30 protein-coding genes are annotated in these 24961 nt (G+C 56.9%); 13 read left to right on the forward strand and 17 right to left on the reverse strand.

Annotation, left to right across the window (positions count from 1 at the left end; all coding sequences use genetic code 11):
- Positions 1-3 precede the first annotated feature (3 nt).
- Positions 4-2400, forward strand: a complete 2397-nt coding sequence (gene pheT / locus D9K61_RS05900) for a phenylalanine--tRNA ligase subunit beta (RefSeq protein WP_120632327.1) — start codon at positions 4-6, stop codon at positions 2398-2400.
- Between the two features lie 44 nt (positions 2401-2444).
- On the opposite strand, the gene D9K61_RS05905 is transcribed toward pheT, so the two are convergent.
- Entirely contained in the window at positions 2445-3329 is an 885-nt protein-coding gene (locus D9K61_RS05905; RefSeq protein ID WP_120632328.1) for a LysR family transcriptional regulator, read from the reverse strand.
- Between the two features lie 84 nt (positions 3330-3413).
- On the opposite strand from D9K61_RS05905, the gene D9K61_RS05910 reads away from it, so the two are divergent.
- Positions 3414-4052 (forward strand): class I SAM-dependent methyltransferase, encoded by a 639-nt coding sequence (locus tag D9K61_RS05910; protein ID WP_120632329.1) that lies wholly within the window; start codon positions 3414-3416, stop codon positions 4050-4052.
- Positions 4053-4139: 87 nt separating this feature from the next.
- Entirely contained in the window at positions 4140-4589 is a 450-nt protein-coding gene (locus D9K61_RS05915) for a YtoQ family protein (protein ID WP_120632330.1), read from the forward strand.
- 54 nt (positions 4590-4643) lie between these two features.
- Here the strand turns inward: D9K61_RS05915 and D9K61_RS05920 are convergent, their stop codons facing one another.
- Positions 4644-5345, reverse strand: a complete 702-nt coding sequence (locus D9K61_RS05920) for a glutathione S-transferase family protein (protein ID WP_120632500.1) — start codon at positions 5343-5345, stop codon at positions 4644-4646.
- Positions 5346-5491: 146 nt separating this feature from the next.
- Here D9K61_RS05920 and mscL point away from each other — a divergent pair, with 146 nt between their 5' ends.
- Both mscL and D9K61_RS05930 read left to right on the forward strand, forming a co-directional pair.
- On the forward strand, positions 5492-5920 hold the full coding sequence (gene mscL / locus D9K61_RS05925) for a large conductance mechanosensitive channel protein MscL (RefSeq protein ID WP_120632331.1): 429 nt from the start codon (positions 5492-5494) through the stop codon (positions 5918-5920).
- Between the two features lie 94 nt (positions 5921-6014).
- Entirely contained in the window at positions 6015-6821 is an 807-nt protein-coding gene (locus tag D9K61_RS05930; RefSeq protein WP_120632332.1) for a mechanosensitive ion channel family protein, read from the forward strand.
- A gap of 100 nt (positions 6822-6921) precedes the next feature.
- On the opposite strand, the gene ald is transcribed toward D9K61_RS05930, so the two are convergent.
- Positions 6922-8040, reverse strand: coding sequence for an alanine dehydrogenase (ald, locus tag D9K61_RS05935; protein ID WP_120632333.1), 1119 nt, complete (start codon positions 8038-8040; stop codon positions 6922-6924).
- Between the two features lie 136 nt (positions 8041-8176).
- Here ald and D9K61_RS05940 point away from each other — a divergent pair, with 136 nt between their 5' ends.
- Positions 8177-8635, forward strand: coding sequence for an Lrp/AsnC family transcriptional regulator (locus tag D9K61_RS05940; protein ID WP_120632334.1), 459 nt, complete (start codon positions 8177-8179; stop codon positions 8633-8635).
- A gap of 4 nt (positions 8636-8639) precedes the next feature.
- Here D9K61_RS05940 and D9K61_RS05945 read toward each other — a convergent pair whose 3' ends face one another.
- A complete protein-coding gene (locus tag D9K61_RS05945) occupies positions 8640-9479 on the reverse strand; it encodes a CPBP family intramembrane glutamic endopeptidase (protein ID WP_216825760.1) in 840 nt (279 codons plus the stop codon).
- A 276-nt stretch (positions 9480-9755) separates the two neighbouring features.
- On the opposite strand from D9K61_RS05945, the gene ppk2 reads away from it, so the two are divergent.
- Positions 9756-10694, forward strand: coding sequence for a polyphosphate kinase 2 (gene ppk2 / locus D9K61_RS05950; RefSeq protein ID WP_120632335.1), 939 nt, complete (start codon positions 9756-9758; stop codon positions 10692-10694).
- Between the two features lie 59 nt (positions 10695-10753).
- Here the strand turns inward: ppk2 and D9K61_RS05955 are convergent, their stop codons facing one another.
- Together D9K61_RS05955 and rpsU are read right to left on the reverse strand one after the other, a co-directional pair.
- Entirely contained in the window at positions 10754-11854 is a 1101-nt protein-coding gene (locus D9K61_RS05955; protein WP_120632502.1) for a CAP domain-containing protein, read from the reverse strand.
- Between the two features lie 300 nt (positions 11855-12154).
- Entirely contained in the window at positions 12155-12361 is a 207-nt protein-coding gene (gene rpsU / locus D9K61_RS05960; RefSeq protein WP_008207378.1) for a 30S ribosomal protein S21, read from the reverse strand.
- A 111-nt stretch (positions 12362-12472) separates the two neighbouring features.
- Here rpsU and D9K61_RS05965 point away from each other — a divergent pair, with 111 nt between their 5' ends.
- Together D9K61_RS05965 and D9K61_RS05970 are read left to right on the forward strand one after the other, a co-directional pair.
- Positions 12473-13165: a COQ9 family protein gene (locus D9K61_RS05965; protein WP_120632336.1), complete on the forward strand. Its 693-nt coding sequence runs from the start codon at positions 12473-12475 to the stop codon at positions 13163-13165.
- A gap of 64 nt (positions 13166-13229) precedes the next feature.
- A complete protein-coding gene (locus tag D9K61_RS05970; RefSeq protein WP_120632337.1) occupies positions 13230-14216 on the forward strand; it encodes an NAD(P)H-quinone oxidoreductase in 987 nt (328 codons plus the stop codon).
- A gap of 20 nt (positions 14217-14236) precedes the next feature.
- On the opposite strand, the gene D9K61_RS05975 is transcribed toward D9K61_RS05970, so the two are convergent.
- Positions 14237-15094, reverse strand: a complete 858-nt coding sequence (locus tag D9K61_RS05975; protein WP_120632503.1) for a DUF2189 domain-containing protein — start codon at positions 15092-15094, stop codon at positions 14237-14239.
- 189 nt (positions 15095-15283) lie between these two features.
- On the opposite strand from D9K61_RS05975, the gene D9K61_RS05980 reads away from it, so the two are divergent.
- On the forward strand, positions 15284-16267 hold the full coding sequence (locus tag D9K61_RS05980; protein WP_120632338.1) for a quinone oxidoreductase: 984 nt from the start codon (positions 15284-15286) through the stop codon (positions 16265-16267).
- Between the two features lie 50 nt (positions 16268-16317).
- On the opposite strand, the gene D9K61_RS05985 is transcribed toward D9K61_RS05980, so the two are convergent.
- From D9K61_RS05985 to D9K61_RS26865, 10 genes are all read right to left on the reverse strand, one after another.
- The gene (locus D9K61_RS05985; RefSeq protein ID WP_120632504.1) at positions 16318-16851 is read right to left on the reverse strand and encodes an outer membrane protein; all 534 of its coding nucleotides are present in this window, start codon (positions 16849-16851) and stop codon (positions 16318-16320) included.
- Positions 16852-17122: 271 nt separating this feature from the next.
- A complete protein-coding gene (locus D9K61_RS05990; RefSeq protein ID WP_120632505.1) occupies positions 17123-17596 on the reverse strand; it encodes a YHS domain-containing (seleno)protein in 474 nt (157 codons plus the stop codon).
- Between the two features lie 190 nt (positions 17597-17786).
- Entirely contained in the window at positions 17787-18056 is a 270-nt protein-coding gene (locus D9K61_RS05995) for a hypothetical protein (RefSeq protein WP_120632339.1), read from the reverse strand.
- Positions 18053-18658, reverse strand: a complete 606-nt coding sequence (gene plsY, locus D9K61_RS06000) for a glycerol-3-phosphate 1-O-acyltransferase PlsY (protein WP_120632340.1) — start codon at positions 18656-18658, stop codon at positions 18053-18055. Before plsY ends, D9K61_RS05995 begins: the two co-directional genes overlap by 4 nt.
- A complete protein-coding gene (gene pyrC / locus D9K61_RS06005) occupies positions 18658-19938 on the reverse strand; it encodes a dihydroorotase (protein WP_120632341.1) in 1281 nt (426 codons plus the stop codon). The genes plsY and pyrC overlap by 1 nt, the downstream gene beginning before the upstream one ends.
- The gene (locus D9K61_RS06010; protein ID WP_120632342.1) at positions 19935-20393 is read right to left on the reverse strand and encodes a hypothetical protein; all 459 of its coding nucleotides are present in this window, start codon (positions 20391-20393) and stop codon (positions 19935-19937) included. Before D9K61_RS06010 ends, pyrC begins: the two co-directional genes overlap by 4 nt.
- Complete coding sequence (locus D9K61_RS06015; protein ID WP_120632343.1) at positions 20390-20776, reverse strand: hypothetical protein; 387 nt, start codon at positions 20774-20776, stop codon at positions 20390-20392. Before D9K61_RS06015 ends, D9K61_RS06010 begins: the two co-directional genes overlap by 4 nt.
- Entirely contained in the window at positions 20761-21282 is a 522-nt protein-coding gene (locus D9K61_RS06020) for a hypothetical protein (RefSeq protein ID WP_120632344.1), read from the reverse strand. The genes D9K61_RS06015 and D9K61_RS06020 overlap by 16 nt, the downstream gene beginning before the upstream one ends.
- On the reverse strand, positions 21279-22214 hold the full coding sequence (locus D9K61_RS06025) for an aspartate carbamoyltransferase catalytic subunit (protein WP_120632345.1): 936 nt from the start codon (positions 22212-22214) through the stop codon (positions 21279-21281). Before D9K61_RS06025 ends, D9K61_RS06020 begins: the two co-directional genes overlap by 4 nt.
- Positions 22215-22504: 290 nt before the next feature.
- Entirely contained in the window at positions 22505-22831 is a 327-nt protein-coding gene (locus tag D9K61_RS26865; RefSeq protein WP_162946773.1) for a hypothetical protein, read from the reverse strand.
- A 146-nt stretch (positions 22832-22977) separates the two neighbouring features.
- On the opposite strand from D9K61_RS26865, the gene D9K61_RS06035 reads away from it, so the two are divergent.
- Genes D9K61_RS06035 through D9K61_RS06045 form a run of 3 tightly spaced genes read left to right on the forward strand, consistent with a single transcriptional unit; the run spans position 22978 to position 24958 of the window.
- The gene (locus D9K61_RS06035) at positions 22978-23745 is read left to right on the forward strand and encodes a uracil-DNA glycosylase family protein (protein ID WP_120632506.1); all 768 of its coding nucleotides are present in this window, start codon (positions 22978-22980) and stop codon (positions 23743-23745) included.
- Positions 23742-24341 carry a metallophosphoesterase family protein gene (locus D9K61_RS06040; RefSeq protein WP_120632347.1) on the forward strand — a complete coding sequence of 200 codons (600 nt, stop codon included), beginning with the start codon at positions 23742-23744 and terminating at the stop codon, positions 24339-24341. The genes D9K61_RS06035 and D9K61_RS06040 overlap by 4 nt, the downstream gene beginning before the upstream one ends.
- A complete protein-coding gene (locus tag D9K61_RS06045; protein WP_120632348.1) occupies positions 24338-24958 on the forward strand; it encodes a LysE family translocator in 621 nt (206 codons plus the stop codon). The genes D9K61_RS06040 and D9K61_RS06045 overlap by 4 nt, the downstream gene beginning before the upstream one ends.
- Positions 24959-24961 lie beyond the last annotated feature (3 nt).

A 24961-nucleotide genomic window follows, 5' to 3' on the forward strand; every position in this document is an offset into this window, starting at 1 on the left:
CCGATGAAATTCACTCTTTCCTGGCTCAAAGACCACCTGGACACGGATGCGTCGGTTGACGAAATCGCCGAAACGCTGACCGATCTCGGCCTCGAAGTTGAAGAGATTGTAAATCCGGCGGACCGGCTGGCGGGCTTTATGCTGGGCTATGTGAAGCACGCCGAGAAACACCCCGACGCTGACAAACTGCGGGTGTGCACGGTCGAGACGGATGAGGGCGATCTGCAGATCATCTGTGGCGCGCCCAACGCGCGCGAAGGCATTACGGTCGTGGTCTGCAAGCCGGGCATGTATATCCCCGGTCTGGATCTGACCATCAGCGTCGGCAAGATCCGCGGTGTTGAAAGCTTTGGCATGATGGCGTCCGAGCGTGAGCTGGAACTGTCTGAAGAACATGACGGTATTATCGAACTGCCTTCGGGAGACGTGGGTGACAAGTTCGTCGACTGGCTGTCCGAGAATGATCCGTCCAAGGTTGATCCGATGATTGAGATTGCGATCACTCCGAACCGCCCGGACGCGCTGGGCGTGGCCGGGATTGCCCGCGATCTGGCAGCGCGTGGTCTGGGGACGCTGAAACAGCGGGACTATATTCCGGTGCCGGGTGATTTCGAAAGCCCGATCAAGGTTGCGATTGATGATGACACACTGGATGGGGCCCCGCATTTCACCGGACGTCTGATCAGGGGCGTGAAGAACGGCCCCAGCCCTCAATGGCTGCAGGATCAGCTGACGTCTATTGGTTTGCGCCCAATCTCGGCTTTGGTGGACATCACCAACTATATGACTTTCGACTATAACCGCCCTTTGCACGTCTTTGATGCCGATAAGGTGCAGGGGAATCTACGCGTGCACCGCGCCGAAGGGGGCGAGCAGCTGGTTGCGCTGGATGAGAAAGAGTACACGCTGCAGCCCGGCATGATGGTGATTTCCGATGACAAAGGTCCGGAATCGATTGCCGGGATCATGGGCGGCGCGGAAACCGGATGTACCGAGGAAACGGTCAACGTCTTCCTTGAAAGCGCGTTCTGGGATCACGTGCAGATCGCCCTGACCGGGCGTGCCTTGAAGATCAACTCGGACGCGCGGTATCGGTTCGAACGCGGCGTAGACCCCGAATACACGCTTGAAGGGCTGGAGCACGCGACCCAGATGATTCTGGACATCTGCGGCGGTGAGGCCTCGAAAGTTGTTGTTGCGGGCAAAGCACCGAAGCATTCACGGGCCTACAAGCTGGACGCGGAACGCGTGCAGTCACTGGTCGGCATGGAGATTCCGGAAAGCGATCAACGCCAGACCCTGACCCGTCTGGGTTTCCGCCTTGAAGGTGAGATGGCGCATGTGCCCAGTTGGCGCCCGGATATCATGGGCGAGGCCGATCTGGTGGAAGAGGTCGCGCGGATTGCATCCCTGACCAAGTTGCAGGGCAAGCCACTGCCGCGCGTGACCGATGGTATCCCCAAGCCGGTGATGACGCCAGCACAGCGGCGCCAGTCGATGGCGCGACGCACCTGCGCGGCGCTGGGCTACAACGAATGCGTTTCGTACACATTTATCGATCAGGCCTCGGCCGCGTTGTTTGGCGGCGGGGATGAGGCGACACAGCTGGAAAACCCGATCTCCTCCGAGATGAGCCATATGCGCCCGGACCTGCTGCCGGGGCTATTGCAGGCTGCCGCACGCAATCAGGCGCGCGGGTTTGCCGATCTGGCGCTGTTCGAGGTTGGACCGGTTTTCCATGACGGTGAGCCCGGCGAACAGAATACACAGATCACCGGTTTGCTTGTTGGTCGCGACGGGCCCAAAGATGTGCACGGCACGTCCCGCCCGGTAGACCTGTTCGATGCCAAGGCAGATGCCGAGGCGGTGCTGGCCGCCATAGGTGCGCCCGCCAAGGTTCAAATTTTGCGTGATGGCGATGTCTGGTGGCATCCGGGGCGTCACGGCAAGATTTGTCTGGGGCCAAAAAAGGTGCTGGGCGTGTTTGGCGAATTGCATCCGCGCGTGCTGCAGGCGATGGACATCAAAGGCCCGGCAATGGCATTTACCATCTGGCCGGACCAGGTGCCAATGCCACGCAAATCGGGTGCGACACGGTCGGCGCTGGAACTGCGCGATCTGCAAGCGGTCGAGCGTGACTTTGCCTTTGTTGTCGACGCGGATGTTGAGGCGCTGACACTGGTCAATGCTGCCTCAGGAGCGGACAAGGCGCTGATCGAGGATGTGCGCGTCTTTGACGAGTTTATCGGCGGCAGTGTTGGTGAGGGCAAGAAGTCTCTGGCCATCACAGTGCGATTGCAGCCTTCGGATGTGACGTTGAAGGAAAAGGATATTGAGGCGGTGGCCGAAAAGATCATTGCCAAGGTCACCAAGGCCACAGGCGGTGTTCTGCGGGCCTGACCCGTATGACCTACGGCTGGAAGACGCGCCTTCGGGAGCGTTTTCTATTTGGCCAGATAATCAGCCAGTAAATCGAAAACCAACCGGATGCGGCGGCTGGTGTGCAACTCGCGATGGGTGGTCAGCCAGATCGGGAAACTGATGGCTTCCATGTTGGGCATCACACGCTCAACACCCGGCGTTGTGTCGCCAACCGCCTCAGACATTGGCGCGATTCCAAAGCCTTGCTTGGCATATTCCCAAGACACGATGCCATTCTGCGACCCAAGCCGAAAGTTGTCCTCGGTCAGGTGAATGCCAAGCGGGTCCAAATAGGCAATCATCTGGGCTGTATCGCCGAAGCTGATAAACTCATGTTTCGATAACTCGGCGAGGGTCTTGGGGCGCCCAGCGCGGTTCAGATATTCGGTCGTGGCGTAAAAGTGCCCCGATGCCTCATGAACCAGTTTGGCGATCAGGTCGGGTTGGTCTGGGCGTATATGCCGGATGGCAATATCCGCCTCGCGTCGCATCAGATCACGGATGTCGTTAGAGGCGATGACGTCGATCCGCAGCCGCGGCGCCTGAGCGCGAAGTTCACGCAGAAGGTCAGGCAGGATGTATGCCGACATCACGTCGCTGGCGGTGATGCGCACCAGCCCTTCGATAGATTGTGCCTGACCCGACGCCGTCAGCGCAATGTGGTTTGCTGCCTGACCCATTGCGCGGGTATGGTCCAGCAACTCGACCCCAGCCTGCGTGATTTGTAAGGTTCGTCCAATACGTTCGAACAGCATCACACCCAGATCCGCCTCTAGCGCTGCGATCTGCCGGCTGAGTGTCGGTTGTGTCTGCCCCAGCTGTCGGGCCGCGGCAGACAGCGATCCGGTCTCAGCCGTCGCAAGAAACGCGCGAATGTGGTTCCAATCAAAATCGCCTAGGTTTGCCATGCAAATATGTATAAGGACTCTGCGGTTTTCGACAATTCATATTCGATTGGTGCATGACTACCTTGCGCGCGAAGGAGATCGACGATGACAACGACAACTGCAAAGTTCTGGGACGGTATTGCCGGTAAATACGCGCGCGCACCAATCCGCGACATGGAATCCTATGAGTACACTCTGGCGAGGACCCAGTCCTATTTGTCCAAGGAGCATAAGGTTTTGGAGCTTGGCTGCGGAACGGGGTCAACAGCGCTGCTGCTTGCACCTTCCGTTTCACATATAACGGCGAGCGATTTTTCCGAAGGCATGCTCGAAGTTGGCCGGGCAAAGGCGAAAGCCGAAGGTGTCGATAATATCTCGTTCAGAAACGTGGATATTACCATGCCGAATGAGCGGCAGACCTATGATGCCATCCTGGGCTTCAACCTGTTTCACCTTGTACCGGATTTCGACAGGGTTTTTGCAGGCATTCATGCGCAACTGACGCCCGGCGGTGTGTTTATCTCGAAAACACCATGCCTTGCTCAGGGCGGTCTGGGGTTCAAGTTTGGTTTGCTGAAGCTTCTGTTGCCTGTGATGCAGCTGTTCGGCAAAGCGCCATTTGTCAATCAGTTTGATATCGATACTCTTGAAGCTGCTATCACCAAATCCGGGTTCACGATTGTCGAAAGTGGGAATTTTCCCGCGACTCCTCCGGCTCGGTATCTGGTGGCTCGCAAGGAATAGCGAAAGTTTTAGCGGTTTCTTCACATTCCGCATTGGGCTTTGCCCGATTGCGACTTAAGTACATCTGAACGGAAAGCGGAGGGCGAGATGGGCTTGAATGTGTATTTGTCGGGAGAGATTCACACCGACTGGCGCGAACAGATCATTGATGGGGCGCAAGGTCTGGATGTGACGTTCAACAGCCCGGTCACGGATCACGCAGCAAGCGATGACTGCGGAGTCGCCGTTCTGGGCGCAGAGCCAAACAAGTATTGGCACGACCACAAGGGTGCGATGGTCAATGCAATCCGAACGCGCAAGGGAATTGCGGATGCGGATGTTGTGGTTGTGCGCTTTGGCGACAAATACAAACAATGGAACGCCGCCTTTGACGCGGGCTACGCCGCTGCGTCAGGCAAATCACTGATCGTCTTGCATGGACCGGACCATCAGCACGCGCTGAAAGAGGTCGACGCGGCGGCGTTAGCTGTTGCTGAAGAGCCTGGCCAAGTGGTTGAGCTTCTGCGTTATGTACTGACCGGAAAACTTCCGGAGTAGGCGGCTGATTCCGGGGCGGATGACGCCGCCCCGGACCATGTTGTGGAGTCGGTCTTATTGATCCCGAGCTGGGATGTTTTTGCCCCGTTGCACGGCGGGGCGCGCAAAGAAGCGCTCGACATAGGCCACTGCGTTGGCGTGATCGTCCCAGCCGACGACATCTTTTGCGCCATAGAAGTCCAGCGCATTCAGCCAGGGCGCAATTGCGATGTCGGCGATTGAAAACTCGCCAGCAATCCAATCCTGTCCCTCCAACTGCTGGTCTACGACATTCAACAAGCGTTTGGCTTCGTTGATGTACCGTTCGCGCGGGCGGGGATCTTCGATTTCGCTTCCTACGAATTTATAGAAAAAGCCCAGCTGCCCGAACATTGGACCCAGTCCTCCCATCTGAAACATCAGCCACTGGGTGATACGGTGTTTGTCAGATTGGGTTTGCCCCAGAAACTTGCCGCTTTTCTCGGCCAGGTACAGCAGGATTGCGCCGCTTTCGAACAAACCAATCGGATGCCCGTCAGGCCCGTTGGGATCAATGATCGCCGGTATTTTGTTGTTGGGGTTGAGGGACAGGAACTGAGGGCTTTTTACATCGGCATCGGCCAGCGTGACCAGATGTGCCTCGTAAGGCAGGCCGGTTTCCTCAAGCATGATCGAGGCTTTGACACCATTCGGTGTTGGGTAAGAGTACAGCTGAATGACCGACGGATCCTTGGCTGGCCATCTTTCACCTACGGAAAATTGCGCATTCTGAGTCATGGTGTCTCCTGAAATCGACATACTGGGGAAATTTAAGTAAGGTTTCCCATAAAAACACGCGTGTTAGCATGCTGTTTGCGCACAATTGACCTGCGCTAACGCGCCAAAAAGACAAAAGAAACGATAATTCAACAGCGAGGGACGCAATGCTCGAAGAATTCAAGACCTTTATCGCCAAAGGCAATGTCATGGACATGGCTGTTGGTATCATCATCGGAGCGGCTTTCACCGCTATCGTAACCTCACTTGTGGGCGATCTGATCAATCCGCTGATTGGTTTGGTCACCGGCGGGGTAGATTTCACCAACAACTATGCTGTTCTGGCCGGTGACGTGGCCGAAGGTGCAAGCCTGGAAGCCGCTCGGGAAACCGGAGCGTCGGTGTTTGCATATGGTGCCTTCATCATGGCGATCGTCAACTTTCTTATCATCGCTTGGGTGGTTTTCATGCTGGTGAAAATGGTCAACCGTGTCAAAGACGCGGCTGCCGAGGAAGAAGAAGCCGCAGAAGAAGCACCTGCTGGCCCCAGCGAGCTGGACATTCTCATGGAAATCCGCGACGCGTTGAAGAAGTAAGAAATACCGTGTGTTACATGGTTTGGCCCTGCCGAGTTGGTGGGGCCGTTTAGTGATTTTCTGCAACAACCTTTAGAAAACAAGGACAACACAGATGGATCAGGCTGTGGATATGGCGGGTCAGGCATGGCCCATTATGATGAGCGCTGGCAAGGCTTTGATTGTTCTGGTGCTGGGGTGGATCCTGGCAGGTGCGATCGCGGGTATGGTCCGACGCCGTATCAACAAGACACCTCAGATTGACCCGACACTTGGGAATTTCGCGGCGAGCGTTGTGAAATGGGTGATCCTTGCCATGGTGCTGGTCGCCGTTTTGGGGATATTTGGGATCGAGGCCACAAGTATCGTCGCCATCCTGGGCGCGGCTTCGTTGGCCATTGGTCTGGCGCTGCAAGGCACTCTCAGCGATTTGGCGGCTGGGGTCATGTTGGTTGTCTTCCGCCCCTACAGGTTGGGTCAGTATGTGGACATTGGTGGAACCGCAGGAACGGTGCGGGATCTGAACCTGTTTACCACCGAGCTGGTGACGCCGGATAATGTGCAGATCATCGTGCCGAATGGGCAAGCGTGGGGATCGGTCATCACTAATTTCTCGGCCCATGACACACGCAGGGTCGATCTGGTGTTTGGCATTGACTATGGCGACAATGCTGACGAGGCGATGAAGATCATTCTGGACATCGCCAAGGCGGATGGTCGCGTTCACGCCGATCCCGAGCCTTGGGTACGGGTCACAAATCTGGGCGACAGTTCGGTCGATCTGACGGCGCGTCTGTGGTGCAACGCAGCGGATTACTGGGACGTTAAGTTTGAGACGACCAAGACCGTGAAAGAGGCCTTTGACAGTAAAGGGGTTTCAATTCCCTATCCGCATTCTGTGGAAATTCAAAAACAGGCCTAAGGGCTTCCGCCCGTCAATTGGGCTTACATATTGACCTCTTCCCATTGGGGGGCCACTTCGGCACCCCCAACGCTGTTATAGCCCGTGTCAAAGGCGTTTATTAGGCTTTGATGACGACGTTTGGTGAAACGACATCGATACCCAATGCCTTGCCAACGGCGTAGTAGGTCAACTGACCGGCGTGAACATTCAGACCTGCCAGCAAATGTGGGTCGTCCTGACACGCTTGTTTCCAGCCTTTGTCCGCAAGTGACAGCATGAAGGGCATTGTCGCGTTACCCAATGCAATGGTCGACGTGCGTGCAACCGCCCCCGGCATGTTGGCAACGCAATAGTGCATCACACCATCCACGTCGTAGATCGGATCGGCATGGGTCGTCGCCCGCGATGTTTCAAAACAACCGCCCTGATCGATGGCAACATCCACCAGAACCGCACCGGGCTTCATGGTTGAAAGCTGCTGACGCGTGACCAGTTTAGGGGCTGCGGCACCGGGGATTAACACCGCACCGATAACCATGTCGGCGGTCTGGATCAGTTCAGCAGTTGCACCGGCGGTCGAGTACTGGTTCTTGAACACGCCGCCAAATACATCGTCCAGATATCGCAGCCGTGGCAGCGAACGATCCAGTACAGTGACGTCCGCCCCCATACCGGCGGCGATCTTGGCTGCATGGGTGCCAACGACGCCGCCACCGATGACCACGACATTGGCGGGGCCCACACCTGGAACGCCGCCCATAAGGACGCCGCGACCGCCATTGGCTTTTTGCAGGGTCCATGAACCGACCTGAGGCGCAAGCCGACCTGCAACTTCGGACATCGGAGCCAGCAGCGGCAGACCGCCACTGGCATCTGTGACGGTCTCATAGGCGATCGCCGTGCACCCAGATTCGATCAGGTCATGTGTCTGGTCCGGGTCGGGGGCCAGATGCAGATAGGTGAACAGCAATTGCCCTTCCCGCAGCATCTTGCGCTCAACCGCTTGTGGTTCCTTGACCTTCACGATCATGTCGGCCGTTGCAAAAACCTCTTCCGCGGTGTCCACAATGCGGGCTCCGGCCGCGACATAGGCCTCGTTTTCAAAGCCTGCGCCGATCCCGGCTCCGGTTTCGATCAGCACTTCATGACCGCGCGCAGCCGCTTCCTGAGCAGCGTTAGGGGTCATGCCGACGCGGAATTCCTGAGGTTTGATTTCCTTGGGGCAACCGATTTTCATTTGTGGTCTCCGTTTATAAACTGCCTAAATTATGTGCATTTCTCGGCGCAATTTTTGTGAAACAAAACGTGCCTTTGGGCTTACTTTTGGAAGAAACTCCCGTAAAATCTAAACTTGTTGCAATGGATGTGCGTCAATGAGCTTAGACACGACAGATCGTAAGATTCTGACTGCCCTTCAGAGAAATGGCCGCATGTCGAATGCGGAACTGTCCGAGCAAGTGAATCTATCGCCATCGGCATGTCATCGCCGTGTGCAGCGGTTGGAGTTTGATGGGTATATCCGCAACTACGTGGCCCTGCTGGATGCCCGAAAAATGAATGTTCCCACGACCGTGTTTGTCGAGATCACGTTGCAGGGACAGGCCGAGGAAGTTCTGGAAGCGTTCGAAAAGGCCGTCGCGCGTATTCCGGATGTGCTCGAATGCCATCTGATGGCGGGTACGGCGGATTACATCCTGAAAGTGGTTGCTGAAAACACCGAAGACTTTGCCCGCATTCACCGCCAGTATCTGTCGCGGTTGCCAGGGGTTGCCCAGATGCAGAGTTCTTTTGCCCTGCGTACAGTTTTCAAAACCACGGCTTTGCCTGTCTGATATCTTAGATGGGACCGGGATACGTGAAAAGGGCGAGATGGAGGAAATTGAACCCGAAATGCATTGCCACTGGCACCCATAGACGACCGGTTGCAAAGTAAGCCAGCCCAAGCCCCATCCCCAGAAGCGCCGCAAACGCCACCAGCTCAGGCCCGCCGCCGATATGAGCAAGGCCAAACAACAAGCTGGCGACGGCGATCCCCCAGGCGGCCCCTATCTTGGACGCTAGTAGTGCCTGAAGATAGCCACGAAAGAACGCCTCTTCCGCCAAGCAGGTCAGAAACAGGTTCGAGAAGGCAAAGATCAACCACCAGGACGGCAGGCCAAGCTCAAGTCGAACGGCTCCGAAATAAAAGCCCAAAGCAGATAGGAGAGGGAGAAATCCGATCCCAAGAATAAGGGACGCGATGCGGGTTCTTTGGTGGCTGTTCAACATTCCAGGGCAGACCAACAGGACCGCAAAAAGCACCGTTGGCTTGTCGACGTTCAGGAACATCGTGAAAGCCGAGCTGTCGACACCTGACGTCACCTGATCCAGAATACGCAAGTTGTTGAACCCGGGCAAAAGATGCGCACCCAGGGCCAAACACCAAAGTATCAGTGCAATATGCCCGATGGCGGCGCTCCAGCCCGATTGGCGCCGTAGGTGGAACGCGCCCAGCAAACCAATGCCCACGAGTGCAGTGGCCAGCAGCGACATCAGCCCGATGATCAAAGAGATCATCCCGAACAAAGCCAGCAAAGACAGGCTAAGGGCGGATCGCCCGGCGAAAGCCGCCACTTGCGCGGTTGCCAGGATCAGCCAAGGCCAGATCTCAGGCAGGAGAGAGAGAAATTGCGTCACGCCTATCTCATTGGTTTGAGTCTGTTTGTGATGTCGCGCAAGTGCACCTCTGTACAAGACACGAATTTGATCTACAGCGGCAATGCCCCCGCAATGCGTCAATTCTAACGCTTGTATCCCCGGGGCGAGACGTTCACATTCATTCGGATACGGCACGGCTACCCCAGTGCCGAAAGTGCTTTGCAGGTTCGATCCGGGCAAGCCAGGGCATTGCGGTGACATCATTTTATCAGATGACATCAGGCAGTTACACACACCCGGTACGGTGCGAACCCGATGACTGAGAAGGAGCAGACCTTGGTATATGAAAACAATGGCGCCCCCAAAGATTGGCTCGAAGCTGAGCTTGAAGACACGTTGGACGAAGATTTCGAGATTGAATTCAGCGAACCCATGCTCTCGATGGAGGTTCGCAAGATCTATCGCGAACAACACCCCGACATGTTGGATCGCAAGGTCTATTTCCGCAACCTATTGCGGTTGCAGGCAGAGCTGATCAGGGTTCAGGACTGGGTTCAACACACAGGCGCAAAGGTTTGCATTCTGTTCGAAGGGCGCGACAGCGCTGGCAAAGGGGGCGTGATCAAACGCATCACACAGCGGCTGAATCCACGGGTTGCACGCGTTGTGGCCCTGCCAGCGCCCAGTCGTCGGGAACAAAGCCAATGGTACTTTCAGCGCTATGTGCCGCATTTGCCGGCGGCTGGCGAAATCGTGTTGTTTGATCGGTCCTGGTACAACCGTGCCGGGGTCGAACGCGTGATGGGGTTTGCAAGCGAGGATCAGGTTGAGCAGTTCTTTAAGGACGTTCCCGAGTTTGAACGGATGCTGGTCCGCTCAGGCATAATCCTGCTGAAGTATTGGTTCTCGATCACCGACGAAGAACAGCAGTTGCGATTCCTGATGCGTATTCACGATCCGATGAAACAGTGGAAGCTGTCGCCGATGGATCTGGAATCCCGCATCCGTTGGGAGTCCTATACAAAAGCCAAAGAGGACATGTTGTTTCGCACCAACATCCCCGAGGCGCCCTGGTACATTGTTGAAGGCAATGACAAAAAGCGCGAGCGGTTGAACTGCATCGAACACCTGCTGACGAGAATACCATACGAAGACGTTCCGCAGGAAAAGGTCAATCTGCCGGATCGGCGATACAATCCGGAATACGAGCGTCGCATCCTGCCCGACGAGTTGTATGTGCCGAAAGTCTATTGACCGAAAAAGCCCAAGGTGGTGCGAGGCAAAAGACCTCTGCCCCGCACCAGAACGCCTGATCAGGCGGCGTCCATCATGCAATCAAAGTTGAACGTGTTGAACATGTAGAAGTCGCAGGTTTCTCCTGCGACCATGTCCACTTCATTGGCTGTCGCTTCTTCTGTCGGAGTGTTTTCCGTTTGTGCAACCATTTCGAAGGGATCGGTGTCACCCGCATTGGTTTCTGCTGTTCGGGTGGTGTTCCAATCGAATTCATCCAACTGTGCGTGCAAGCCTTGGATGAACGATGTGAGCTCATCCAGAAAAGACTGAACGTCGAAACATGCGAGCTCTGGTTCACCAGCATCAACCACGTCAGTGTTGGGAGTTTCCTCCTCGGGCTCTTCCGTCTCGGTAACGTCAGTGCCCGGCGTTTCAGGCTCTTCGGTTTCCGGGGTTTCGGTTTCAGGCTCCTCGGTCTCCGTCACATCAGTTTCAGGCGTTTCGGGCTCTTCAACTTCCGGAGTTTCCGTTTCCGGCTCCTCTGTCTCGGTCACATCCGTTTCCGGAGTTTCCACTTCGGGTTCTTCCGTTTCCGGGGTCTCGGGTTCCGGCTCTTCTGTTTCCGTCACATCCGTTTCCGGAGTTTCGACCTCTGGCTCTTCCGGCTCTGCGACTTCCTCGGTTGGCGTTGCGGGCGCGGGTGTCGTGGGGGCATTGCCGTTGTCCAGCATCACGGGGCCGTCGGTGTTGGCGAAGTTCTGCGTGACCATGACGGCGTCATAGCCCTGCATGTCACCGGTTTCGATGCCGATGCCGATGTATTTGAAATCGGGGTTCAGGATGTTGGCCCGGTGACCCGGGCTGTCCATCAGCCCCTGATGCAGCTGAACGACGTCATCGTTGATGCCGGGCGCACCGCGTTCCGATTGCCAGGCAATGTTTTCACCGGTGCGCCAGCTTCCTGACAGGTCAAACCCGGCGTCTTGCATACGCTGAGTTGCCGAAGAACCCCCCGATCCGGTGTGGCTGAATGTGTCCGAGTTCAGCATCCATTCGCTGTGATCTTCGGATGAGTCATTCAGCCGGGTCTCAAGTTGCAGCGGATCAAGCCCGCGGGATGTGCGTTCCTGATTGATAAGCGCGAGCATTTCACGCTCGAACGTGCTTGCAGTCGACATAAGTGCCTCCGTTTTTTGTTTGTGTCCTTGTGGACGCGGCCACTTAGAAGAGAGCATGTCGAGAGAAATAGAGTGGTCCGAATATCGCGCGAATTTTGGCGACGCTGCGCTACCACTGCGGGATTCGCTGCGCTGCAAAATGCCGGGCAAAATGCTGCTGAAAGGGAAATGGCGGCTTGTCGCACACGCAAAGGCCGAGTCGGCGGATTGTATCCGGCCCTGAAAACGACAAACCCCCGGGCGATGCCTCGGGGGTCGTCAAATAGTGTCATCCAAAGCTGGAGTGCTTGGGGTCAGCTCTTAGAGCATACCTTCGCGCTGTGCTTTCTTACGTGCCAGTTTACGGGCACGGCGGATCGCTTCAGCTTTCTCGCGCGCTTTTTTCTCGGACGGTTTCTCGAAATGTTGCTTAAGCTTCATTTCACGGAACACGCCTTCGCGCTGCAGCTTTTTCTTCAGGGCACGAAGCGCCTGATCGACGTTATTGTCGCGAACACTAACCTGCATGTGGTTGTCACCACCTTTCTAGATAGAGTTGCAAGGAAATTGCAGGAGTTGGCCGTATAGCAAAGCGCCCCTATCTTGTCTAGTACTGGGTCCGAGAACCGGAGAACCGCCATGACCGTTACCTACGAAGACGCCAAGCAGCAATTGTTGAACGCCATTTTGAACCATGTTCCGTTCGACGGCTGGTCTGAAACAAGCTTGCGCGCCGCAATCACAGATTGTGACCTTGAGGACGGTTTGGCACGTGCCATCTGCCCGCGCGGGGCAGTCGATTTGGCGCTGGCCTATCACGCTCGCGGGGATGCGGTCATGCTGGAACGGATCAAGACCGAAGATATGAGCGGCCTTAAATTCCGGGAAAAAATCGCCGCTGCCGTGCGCTATAGGCTTGAGGCGGTCGAGGATAAGGAACTTGTACGTCGCGGGATGACCTTGTTTTCGCTGCCAATGCATGCGGGCGAAGGCGCCAAGGCCGTGTGGCAGACCTGCGATTTTATCTGGGACGCGCTGGGTGATACGTCGGATGATGTGAACTGGTATACCAAGCGTGCAACTTTGTCGGGTGTGTATTCCTCCACCCTGTTGTTCTGGCTGGGTGATGACAGCCCCGACCATCAGCGGGCATGGGAGTTTCTGGACCGCCGCATCGATGACGTCATGCAATTTGAGAAGTTGAAGGCGCAGGTGAAGGACAACCCGCTGTTCAAGCCGTTCCTTGCGCTGCCCAACTGGCTGGCCGGTCATGTGAAGGCCCCCATGAAGACGCGCGCTGATTTACCCGGATTGCTCAACCCACGAAAATAGCACGCCGTTCCGTCTGGGCCTCTGTCCGGATGCCTGCTAGGCATTGAGCAAAGGAGATTTGCTCATGACTCAGATGATGCGCGCCGTTGAGATTACCAAGCCGGGCGGCCCAGATGTTTTGCAGCTGACGGAAAGACCCATGCCCGAACCGGGGGCAGGGCAGGTGATTCTCAAAGTCGCATATGCCGGTGTGAACCGGCCCGATGCATTGCAGCGTGCAGGCGCGTATGATCCACCGCCCGATGCCAGCGATCTGCCGGGTCTTGAAGCGTCGGGCGAAGTTGTTGCCTTGGGCGCCGGGGTCGAAGGCCTGTCCGTCGGCGATAAGGTCTGCGCCCTTCTGCCCGGTGGCGGGTATGCGGAGTATGTGGCTACTCCGGCCGCGCATTGCCTGCCCGTTCCGCAGGGTATGGGCATGAAAGAAGCCGCCTGCCTGCCCGAGACCTTCTTTACCGTCTGGTCCAATGTCTTCACGCGCGGTGGTTTGAAAGCCGGTGAGCGGTTCTTGGTCCATGGCGGATCCAGCGGGATTGGAACCACAGCGATCCAATTGGCCAACGCATTTGGCGCAAGGGTCTTTGCCACTGCCGGGTCTGATGAAAAATGTGAGGCCTGCGTCAATCTTGGGGCCGAGAAGGCAATCAACTACCGCGATGAGGATTTTGTTGGGGTCATGCGGGCCGAGGGTGGTGCGAACCTGATTCTCGACATGGTGGGTGGCGATTACATCCCACGCAACGTCAAGGCTCTGGCCGAAGACGGGCGTTTGGTGCAGATCGCCTTCCTGCAAGGTCCGGTGGTCGAGTTGAACTTTGCGCTCATGATGGTGAAACGCCTGACGCTGACAGGAAGCACTTTGCGCCCGCAAAGTGATCTGGCGAAAGCCCAGATTGCCCAAGACCTGCGAGAGGCCGTTTGGCCGTTGCTGGAGGCAGGCAAAGTTGCGCCAGTGATGGACAGCGCGTTTGATCTGTCAGATGCGGCTGCAGCCCACGCCCGGATGGAAAGTTCCGGTCACATCGGCAAAATCGTTCTGAACGTATCGCAGTGATCTCTGATCAAACGGATGGGTTAGGCGACGGCACGTCGATACAAGTGCCAGGTCGCATGACCCAATATTGGCATTACCACGATCAACCCCAGCAACATCGGGATGGCGCCGATCACCAGCAGGGTTGCGACGATGAAACCCCAGGTCAGAATGACACCGGGATTGTGACGCAGCACCCGGACCGAGGTCACCACTGCAACCGGCAGGCCGACTTTCTGATCAAGCAGTAACGGGAAACTGACGACGCTGACCGCGAGGGCGCAGAGGGCAAACAGAAATCCAACGGCCGTGCCAAACAGGATCATGGTCCACCCCGCTCCGGTTGTGAAAACCTGCGTGGCGAACGCAACGAGGGATGTGGGTGGTTCAGGGCCCAACGTGTGAACGTAAATACTCTGCGCGACCATCAGCCAGACGAGTAACAGCATCACCAGATAAAACCCCAGCACAAGGATGGCGCCAAAGGACGGTGATCGGAAAACACCGAAGGCGTCCAGCCAATGCACTTCGTTGCCTTGTTCACGCTTGCGGCTGATTTCGTACAATCCCACCGCAGCAACCGGCCCGATCAGGGCAAAGCCTGCGACGAGTGGTGCCAGCAAAGGCACCAGATTCATGTTCAGCGCGAACCCGAACATCAACAACCCGGCGATCGGATAAATCAATACGATAAAGATGGCGTCTGCTCGCGTTTCGAGAAAATCGTGGTATCCGGCCCTTAAGCAGGCACGCAAGTCCTGCAGGGTGAGTGTTTGGACCATGGGCAGTTGATTTGTGGCCGAACTGCCGATCCGGGATACGCTTTCCGTAACGTGATCGCTTGTGGCCCCCAAACTCTGGGCGGCCCAGCTGATCGGATTTCCGATTGTTTTAGCCATCTTCATCCCTTTCCTGGCGAGTTTTGCGCCGCGGAATGGATCCGGCTTTGGTTGCCCGTGGCCGGTCCAGCCGGCAACACTTGGAGCCAGTATACCACAGTTCGTGGATTCCGTGTCAACACCATGAGATCACCTGATTGCCCCCTCCTGCGGGCATGTTAGCTTGGGACCAGGCAAGAGGAGGTGAGCATGCAACAAACATCGCGTACGGTTGTCATTCATGAATTTGGCGGGCCCGAGGTCTTAAACGTCAAAGACATGCCGATTGGCGATCCCGGCCCGGGTGAGGTTCGCATTCGTCATCATGCCTGCGGATTGAATTTTATCGATGTCTATCAACGCACGGGTCTGTATCCGCTTGATCTGCCGCACGCACTTGGCATGGAAGCTGCAGGCCTGATCGATTCGGTCGGCGAAGGTGTGACCCATCTGAAACCGGGTCAGCGCGCTGCCTATGCCGCTGCCCCATCCGGTGCGTATTGCGAAGCTCGGGTGATGCCTGCCGCGCAGGTGTGTCCACTCCCGGATGGCATCTCGTATGAGGCAGCAGCCGCTATGATGTTGAAAGGGCTGACGGTAGAGTATCTATTCCACCGCACAACACCGCTGAAACGAGGTGATACCGTCCTTTTCCATGCGGCTGCTGGGGGCGTGGGATTAATCGCCTGCCAATGGGCGAAATCCGAAGGCATTACTCTGATCGGAACGGCGGGGACGGATGAAAAATGCAGTCTGGCGCAATTCAACGGCGCCGCGCATTGCATCAACTACCGAACCGAAAACTTTACTGAGCGTGTGGCTGAGATCACCGGTGGCAAAGGTGTGGATGTGGTGATGGACTCGGTCGGCGCCGATACATTCGAGGGGTCTCTGGACTGCGTGAAACCGCTGGGCATGATGATCTCTTTCGGCAATGCCTCAGGCGAGGTGCCGCCATTTGATATCGGTATTCTGTCGCAAAAAGGATCGCTTAAAATCACGCGACCAAAACTGTTCACGCATATCGCTGATCACGCGGTGTGCCAGGCAATGGCGCGGCGTTTGTTTGGAAAGGTCGAAGGGCGAGAGGTCAAGATCCACATTGATCAGCGATTCCCTTTGGATCAGGTCGCCGATGCGCATCGCGCGCTTGAGGCGCGGCAGACCACAGGCAGTACTATTCTGGATGTCTGAAAAAAGACCCGGCGCAACACGCCGGGTCGATCTTGGTGGTAGCAAAAACCTTAGAACCGGTAGGCAGCCTTGATCTGGAATGTGGTCGCATCCACATCAATACCTGACGAGTTGAAGTCATCAAATTCGTGGTAAAGCAGCTCGCCCGCGATGCTGATATTGGGGGCAACGATCTGTTCGTAACCGGCACCGATGAACCAACCATCGTCGCTGCCAAGGGTATCGGTATCCGCTTCGGCGTAACCGGCGGTTCCGTATAGCAAGCCTTGCGGGTTCACCTTGTAACCGGCGCGTGCCTTAAGGCGCCAGACGTTCTCGACCGTTGCGGTGCCAGACAGGTCGACATCGGACCAATCATAGTCAAAACCACCGCCAACAACCCAGTCCCCCAGGTCATAGTCATAACCCAGAATGATACCGCCGATCAGCCCATCTCCGTCAACGCCGGACGTGCTGGTGTCTATGTCGGCATACCCGATCTGGGCACCACCATAGAAGCCTGTCCAATTTCCCGAAGACTGCGCCATCGCAGATCCTGCCACCAAGGTCGCGACAGTGGTGACGAGTGCCAATTTTCCTGTCATCTGACAATCCTTTCGATCAAAGCTCCAAGCTGCACGGCCCAAATTCACCTGCGCACGTCTACAAACTTCTACGGTCCGATCTTCAAACCGGATCACTGATGTTTTTTTGTATTCCGACCCGAATTTAAGCTGCTCCGATTGTGTTCGGAGGTCTGCATCCATGCAAAGAGGATGCTTGTTCCCAGATTAGATAGGTCTGGTACTTCATGCTTTCAAATGACGTGCGGCGGCGGTACATTCCGCCGCCGACATGTTCAGAGTTTTCAGCGGATTATTGCTGCAATTCCGCCGGATCTTTGTCGGCGATGTCAGTCCAGTTTACGCTGGCTTGTTCAATAAAGCCCGGGATGTCGCCTTCCCAGCGTTCCTGAATGTCTTTCGACAGGTTCAAGTACAGTTTGTTATCGACGATTTTCCAATGGTTCGGGTCGCCGTCAAACTTAAAGCCCATGGCCGCACCAAAGGCGCAATAGCCGCCATATGCTGGCAAGTAAGCCGCTGGGTTGGCCTCAAATGCGGCTTTGTTTTCTTCTGATGAAAAGCGATACATCGCGTCATCGTGCAGCGTGGTGATGCGGTAGTCGCCTTTGGTGGCTTCGCCTTCCGAGAAATAGGCAACCGGGTCATAACCCTGCATCGCCAATCCAGTCGAACTTGCGTTGATTTCAACACCAGCGGCCAGGGTCGAAGTCGCGATTGCTACAGACAGCGCAACGCCGCCAACCAGAGATTTAAACGTATTCATAGCTTCACCTTTCGTGAATTGCGCCACCGTGTGTCGCTGAAATTGCGACTGATGACGCCAGGGTTTTGTCCAGTGCGGCCGGTAATTTGCCGTCACAAAATCTCAGGTGGGAAGCGGTGGGATCACGTTCAAAGCAATCAATCGTGAATGTGCAGCAGTGAAGAGAGTGTGTTCAAAAACGCAGGGTCGGTCAGGTGTCTGGTTCAAGTGCAGTAACGAACTCGGTCACCTTGCATGCGGACATTTCGCAAGGGCGCAGCAGCCCGCCGCTGTTCCGGGTTTGATACAGGTTCAGGCTGATATAGTCGTTGCCGCCAAGCTCATGCGCGACAAGTTTATGGGATCTGCCTTGGGCAAAAACCTGCCGCGTCACAACATAGCGCCGAAGCCCCGAGGTCCCCGCGAACGTGCCAAGCGGCAACGCGAGGAATGCTGTCAGAAAATGTTCTGACGCCGTCACGATTTTCCGATTTTGGGTTCTGTTCCGGCTTTGATGCGGGCCACATTGGAATTGTGACGCCAGTACACCAGAACTGTCAGAATGATCCCAAGGAAGAAGGCCGATCCATCCGTCAGCAAGACCACCCAGGTCGTTGACAAAGCCGCCGCCCCAAGCGCGCCAACGGACGAGATCCGCCAGAACCCGGCAGCAACCAGCCATGTCAGGCAGCAGGCGACACCGACACGCCAATCCAGCGCCAGCCAGATCCCCAGAAAGGTTGCAACCCCTTTGCCGCCTTTGAAGCCGAGCCAAACCGGAAAGCAATGTCCCAGAAAGGCCATCAGCGCCGCAATTTGCGCCGCATCGTCGCCTGCAAAGCTACGGGCCAGCAGCACCGCAGCCATGCCTTTGCCTGCATCAAACAGCAAGGTTAGCGCAGCTGCAGCCTTGTTTCCGGTGCGCAAAACATTGGTGGCGCCGATATTGCCCGACCCGATCTGCCGCAGGTTGCCCAGACCCATCACCTTGGCGATGATCATGCCGAATGGGATGGATCCCATCAGGTAGCCAAGAACGGCCCACAGGATCAGTTGGGTTGTTGTACTGTCGATCAAGGGCATCAAGCTCTCCGGTAGACTTCTTTGCCGGCAACATAGGTCGCAACGACTTTACCTTGCATCCGCTGGCCGTCAAACGGCGTGTTCTGGGATTTCGATTTTAGCGTGAACCGGTCCAGGACAAAGGGGACATCCGGGTCAAACACCACCAGATCTGCCGGAGCTTCTTCTGAGAGACGACCGCTTGCCAACCCCAACCGTTTGGCAGGGTTCAGCGCCATGGCACGAAACAGTGTAGGCAGGTCCAACTGATCCGAGTGATACAGACGCAACGCTGCTGGCAGGAGCGTTTCCAGCGCGACAGCGCCCGAGGCAGCCTCTTCAAACGGCAGGCGTTTGCTTTCTTCGTCTTGTGGTGTGTGCATCGAGCTGATTGTGTCGATCAAACCGGTTCGGACCGCCTCGATCACAGCCTGCCGGTCCTCCTCGGATCGCAGGGGCGGTTTGACCTTGAAGAAAGTGCGGTAGTCGGCCACGTCCAACTCGTTCAGGGTCAAATGGTGGATCGAGGTTCCGGCGGTGATATCCAACCCGTTGCGTTTGGCACGTTCAAGTGCTGGCAGGGCACGAGCTGTGGTGATCTGGTCTGCGTGATAGGCGGCCCCGGTCATTTCCAGCAGGGCAATGTCGCGGTCCAGCCCCATACGCTCCGCCCGAGCGGAAACGGCGGGCAGCCCGCGCAAGGCCGCAAACTTGCCGCTGGTTGCAGCCGCTCCGGCGCTGAGGCCCGGTTCCTGTGGATGGGCGATGACCAAAGCACCGCAGGATCGTGCGTAGGTCAGCGCGCGCGAGAAGACCTTGGTGTTGGCAACGACGTGATCACAGTCGGTAAACGCAACTGCGCCCGCATCCAGCAGAAAACCGATCTCGGTCATCTCGCGCCCTTCGCGACCCTTTGTCAGCGCGGCCATTGGCAAGACGTTGACGGGCGTGTCGGCCTGCGCGCGTCGCGTGGCGAATTCCAGTGTTTCGGGTGTATCAATAGGCGGGCTGGTGTCGGGGCGAGTGATCATGGTGGTCACCCCGCCTGCCGCCGCGGCAAGGCCTGCCGACTTGTAGCTTTCCTTGTGCCGTTCACCGGGTTCGCACACCTTCACGCCGATATCGACGATACCGGGTGCCAGACACTTTCCGTTGCAGTCAATAAGGTCCGCGTCCAACTCCGGTGCTTCACCTTCGCCATGCGCTTTGATGCGACCGTCAACAACGTGCAGCCAGCCGACAGTGTCAGAATCAGCCTCGGGGTTGATCAGGCGGGCATTGGAAAAAGCGATGGCGGTCATGTCGAGGCCTCTCGGGCTTGGCTCAACGCCTTTAGTGCGGCATCGGGATCGGACAGTTGATCAAATGAAAAAAACGGGTGGCGCCCAAAAGCCAGTCTCCTGCGTGAGTGGGAGAACGTCAGGAACCGGTCGATTTTCAGCTGCTTTGATTTAAGGGTTTTGTTCAACTCCAAGGCGTTGAGCGAAGTTACAACATAAACGCGTTGTGATCGAACGAAGCGGTCTGCGTAGAGAACAAACATAAACCCAATGGTACAAGCAGAAATCTTCCAAAAGCCTCTCACGGTATCAATGAGCCAGGGACTAGACAGCCAGACGAACGCTATCAGGGCAATTGCGACCTTGCACACCCATGCAATGCGTGGCGGGAATAAACCCTGATCCGGGTGCCCGACCCATAGAACCTCCTCGCCGTCAGGGATTTGATCACGCCACCACTCTTTCTGGCCGCTCATCCCATCACCCTTTCGATAGTGGCTTTAGTAGCGGCGGGGTCAGCCTGATACTTGATCAGGTGTTTGTCGCCGCCCTTGGTGACGACCTGAACAAAGCTGCCCATAACGTTGACCGCTTCAATTTGATCCAGCGCAACTGAACGCGGACCAGGGCCGGCCAGGGTTGTTTCGGTCATTTCCCACTTGGCCAGCAATTCTTCCGAGGCCAAGTACCATGCGCGAAATCCGATGGCGGCAAGCCCGGCAGGTGCGCCGGTCCAGGCATATGGGTTTCCGATCAGCCAAAGCACGATCATGGCCGCCGCCATGGCGCCAGCAGCAAGCCACGTGTTGGTGCGGATATAGGCGCCTTTGTCAGCTTGGAAGATTACAGGATCAGCCATAGGGCACCCCCAACAATCACCAATATGGCGAGCGCCAGAACCGCAGATCCGACGCGGTGGCTTGTCTCGCCATCATTTGTTTCGGCACGCGGGGCTGAATATGGTTTTGCGCTTTCCGTTTCAATCACGCCGCCGGTCCAGTTCGTGGTTTCTTCGGTAAAGACGCCAATCAGATGTACGCGCGGGTCTGGTTGCAAGGTGGCGGCTCGGTTTTTGAATGCGGCGCTGCGCACCACCATCACCCATCCTTCTACGGTATCCAGAGAGTCGCAATTGAGCTGATCGTCCGACACCCCACAGCCATCGTTCAGGTAGCCGAAGAGCCCCAGATCCTCGAGATCCGAGATGGGGAAGATGTCGATCTGGCCGGGGTCCAGATCGTCGACCCCCAGCACCTGATCAACTGCGCTGGGTTCACGCAGGAACTTTGCTTCCGCCGGACGCATATCCAGTGAAAACAGACGCAGCACACCGTGTTCCTGAGGAGAGACTGTCAGATCGCTCATGCGGCCTCACCCAGATTTCGGGCCAGCAGCTCCATCGCGGCCATGCGCACGGCGACGCCCATTTCAACCTGTTCCTGAATGACGGATCGGTTGATGTCATCGGCCAAAGTGCCGTCGATTTCGACCCCGCGGTTCATCGGACCCGGATGCATGACGATGGCGTCAGGTTTGGCCAATGCCAGCTTGGCGACGTCGAGCCCGTAACGGTGATAATATTCGCGTTCGGACGGGATGAAGCCTCCGTCCATCCGCTCTTTCTGAAGACGCAGCATCATCACCACGTCGACATCTTTTAGGCCCTCGTTCATGTCGTCGTAAATCTCGGCACCGAATTCCGAGAACTGCGATGGCACCAGCGTTGGAGGGCCGATCAGGCGGATGCGGTTTTCCATTTTACCCAGCAGGATCAGGTTTGACCGCGCGACGCGGGAATGGGCGACGTCGCCGCAAATGGCGATGTTCAGACGGTGCAAGCGGCCTTTTGCACGGCGGATCGTCAATGCATCCAGCAGGGCCTGCGTTGGATGTTCGTGCCGCCCGTCGCCCGCGTTCAACACGGCGCAGTTCACCTTTTGCGCCAACAGATCCACCGCGCCGGAATGCGGATGCCGCACGACCAGCAGATCGGGATGCATCGCGTTCAGGGTCATCGCGGTGTCGATCAGCGTTTCACCTTTTTTGATCGAGCTGGCCTGCATCGCCATGTTCATCACATCCGCGCCCAGCCGCTTGCCAGCAATCTCAAAGCTGGCCTGTGTCCGGGTCGAGTTTTCAAAGAACATGTTGATCTGCGTCAGCCCGGCCAACACGTCCGAGTGCTTGGCCGACTGGCGGTTCAGATCGACATATTTTTCGGCCAGATCCAGAATGGCGGTGATATCGGATTGGGACAGATGCTCGATGCCAAGAAGGTGACGATGGGCAAAACGCATGGGGCGGGCTCCTGTCCGACAATCGGGCCGCTTATAGGAAGTCAGGCGTCCCGAGGCAACCTAAGGTTCTGTCTGTTCTGGCAGCGTCTCGCACCCACCTTCGGGCCGACATTGCTCGCCGGGTTTGCACCATTTTCCGTATCCGCAGTCTATGGCCCTGATCGGCACGCATCCCTGATGCTGCGAACATTTGAATCCGGGGCGACATTGCGATCCGGTTTCTTCACATAAAAACCAGCCCGGCCGGGAACATCCGCCACCGGGCAGGCATGACGATCCACCTCTGCAAGTTAGCCCATCTGAACATTTTGTAGCAGGGCGTGGGTCAAACTCGGGTGCGACACGTTCGCATTCGCCGCGCCCGTTGCAGAAACTGCCACCGGGGCAATCAAGGCGAGAGGTGCATTTGTTCGCGCCGATTGGTGCACAGCGGGTGCCACCCGCAACGCAGCGTTCAAAGGGGCCACAAGAGCGCCCTCCGCCGCAATAAGTGCCACCCGCTCGGATGCAATGCCCGTCGAAACTGCACCTTTGCCCCACCGAACAGCACCTGCTACCGCATTGAAACTGGCCGGCCCTGCATTGGCCGTGTGTATCGTGAAACGTAGCCAAAGCAAGCCCGCCGCCTGAGACGGTGAGTAGAAGTGTTATCAGAAGGATTCGCAAAATTGGTGGCATGACTGTCTTGAGGGTCGGTGCGACCGAGTGCCAAGGCAAGGCCAATTCGCTTTCCCTCAGTCAAAAGGTGGTTAGATTGATCGGCATGGAATCGGCTATGGATTATCATACCGCGCGGGCGTTGCTGGAATGGCAGATCGAACTGGGTGCAACCGACGCGATCGGGGATGCCCCGGTGGATCGATACACGCTGTCTGAATCCACACCAAAGGCCAAAAAGCCCGAACAACCGCAAGCCACGCCCGACAAACCGGCGCAGGTGGACCCTGTTGCTATGGCACAGTCGGTCGCCAAGGGCGCCGGTTCGCTGGATCAACTGCGCGCGGTTATGGATGCGTTCGATTATTGTGAATTGAAACGCGGCGCGCGGCAGTTGGTATTCGCCGATGGCAGGCCGGGTGCGCGCGTGATGATTATTGGCGAAGCGCCGGGGCGGGATGAAGACCGCGAGGGCAAGCCCTTTGTCGGGCGCGCCGGCCAGTTGCTGGATCGGATGCTGGCAGCGATTGACCTTAGCCGGACCGAGAATGTCTATATCACCAATGTTCTGCCATGGCGGCCGCCACAGAACCGAGACCCCAAACCTGAAGAGATCGGCATGATGAAGCCGTTTCTGGAGCGGCACGTGGCGTTGGCAAAGCCCGATGTGTTGGTGGTGATGGGCAATATCAGTTGTCAGGCCGTGTTGGGCAAACGCGGCATCACGCGGTTGCGTGGGCAGTGGGACCAAGCGATGGACCTGCCGGTTATCCCGATGTTCCACCCCGCATATCTGCTGCGTCAACCTCAGATGAAGCGGCAAGCTTGGGCGGATCTGCTGGACCTCAAGGCGCATTTGAAAGGGAACGGATGAAGGTTCTGGCTTTTTCCGATCTGCACATGGCGCGAAGCCGGGCTGCCGACATTGTTGTGGCAAGTGGGGCTGCGGATCTGGTCATTGGGGCTGGGGATTTTTGCAATATGCGGCAGGGTCTGGATGAGGCGATGCAGATGCTGTCCGGTATCTCTGTTCCGTTGGTGCTGGTTCCCGGCAATGCCGAAAGTGCAGAAGAACTGAGCGACGCCGTGCCTGAGGGCGTGCATGTGTTGCACGGGGCGGGGATGAGTTTGGATGGCGTGCGCCTGTTTGGGCTTGGATACGGAATACCCGTTACGCCCTTTGGTGACTGGTCCTGTGATCTGACCGAAGGGGACGCTGCCGAGATGCTGGATCGGTGCGATGACGCTGATATCCTGATCGCCCACTCACCGCCCAAAGGTCACGGGGACTCTACTTCGCAGGGCTTGTCTGTTGGATCTGTCGCTGTGCGGGATGCAATCGAGCGGATACAACCGAGCTTTGCCTTCTGCGGCCATATTCACGACAGCTGGGGCTATCGCGGCTTGATCGGCCGAACGCATATCGCCAACCTTGGTCCGAAAGTGAATTGGTTCGAGGTTACCTCATGATTGAGACGGTCACCTTTCTGGCTTTCATACCTGCGGCTTTGGCGCTGAATTTCACGCCTGGGGCAGATATGATGTTCTGTTTTGGTCAGGGGCTTCGGTCAGGTGGAAAATCTGCCATTGCCGCCAGCGCCGGTATCTCGACGGGATCCTTGGTTCAGGTGCTGCTCGCAGGGCTTGGGCTGGGCGCAGCCGTTGCTGCAATGCCCTGGCTGTTTGATGTGATCCGTTGGATGGGCGTCGCGTATTTGCTGTATCTCGCTTGGGGTGTCATCCGACACGGGGCTGTAACCGCAAACGGGCCGGCCAAAGCAACCCGGTTTGCGTATAGGGATGGGCTGGTCGTGAACCTGACCAACCCCAAGGTCATCCTTTTTGTTCTGGCCTTCATTCCCCAATTTGTTGATCCCGCTGCCGGATCGATTCTGCTGCAATTTCTGACCTTCGGGATCATTATCGCGCTGGGCGGGTTTGTGGTGAACGGTCTGGTTGGCATCTTTGCCGGTGGCGCAGGAAAGGTCTTGATCTCGAACCCGCGCGCCTCACGTATCTTGGGCTGGATCACCGGCGGCATTTTCACCGCTCTGGCGATCCGGCTGGCCATTATGGAAAGGGTCTGACAC

The sequence above is a fragment of the Ruegeria sp. EL01 genome, assembly GCF_900313035.1.
GTDB lineage: Bacteria > Pseudomonadota > Alphaproteobacteria > Rhodobacterales > Rhodobacteraceae > Ruegeria.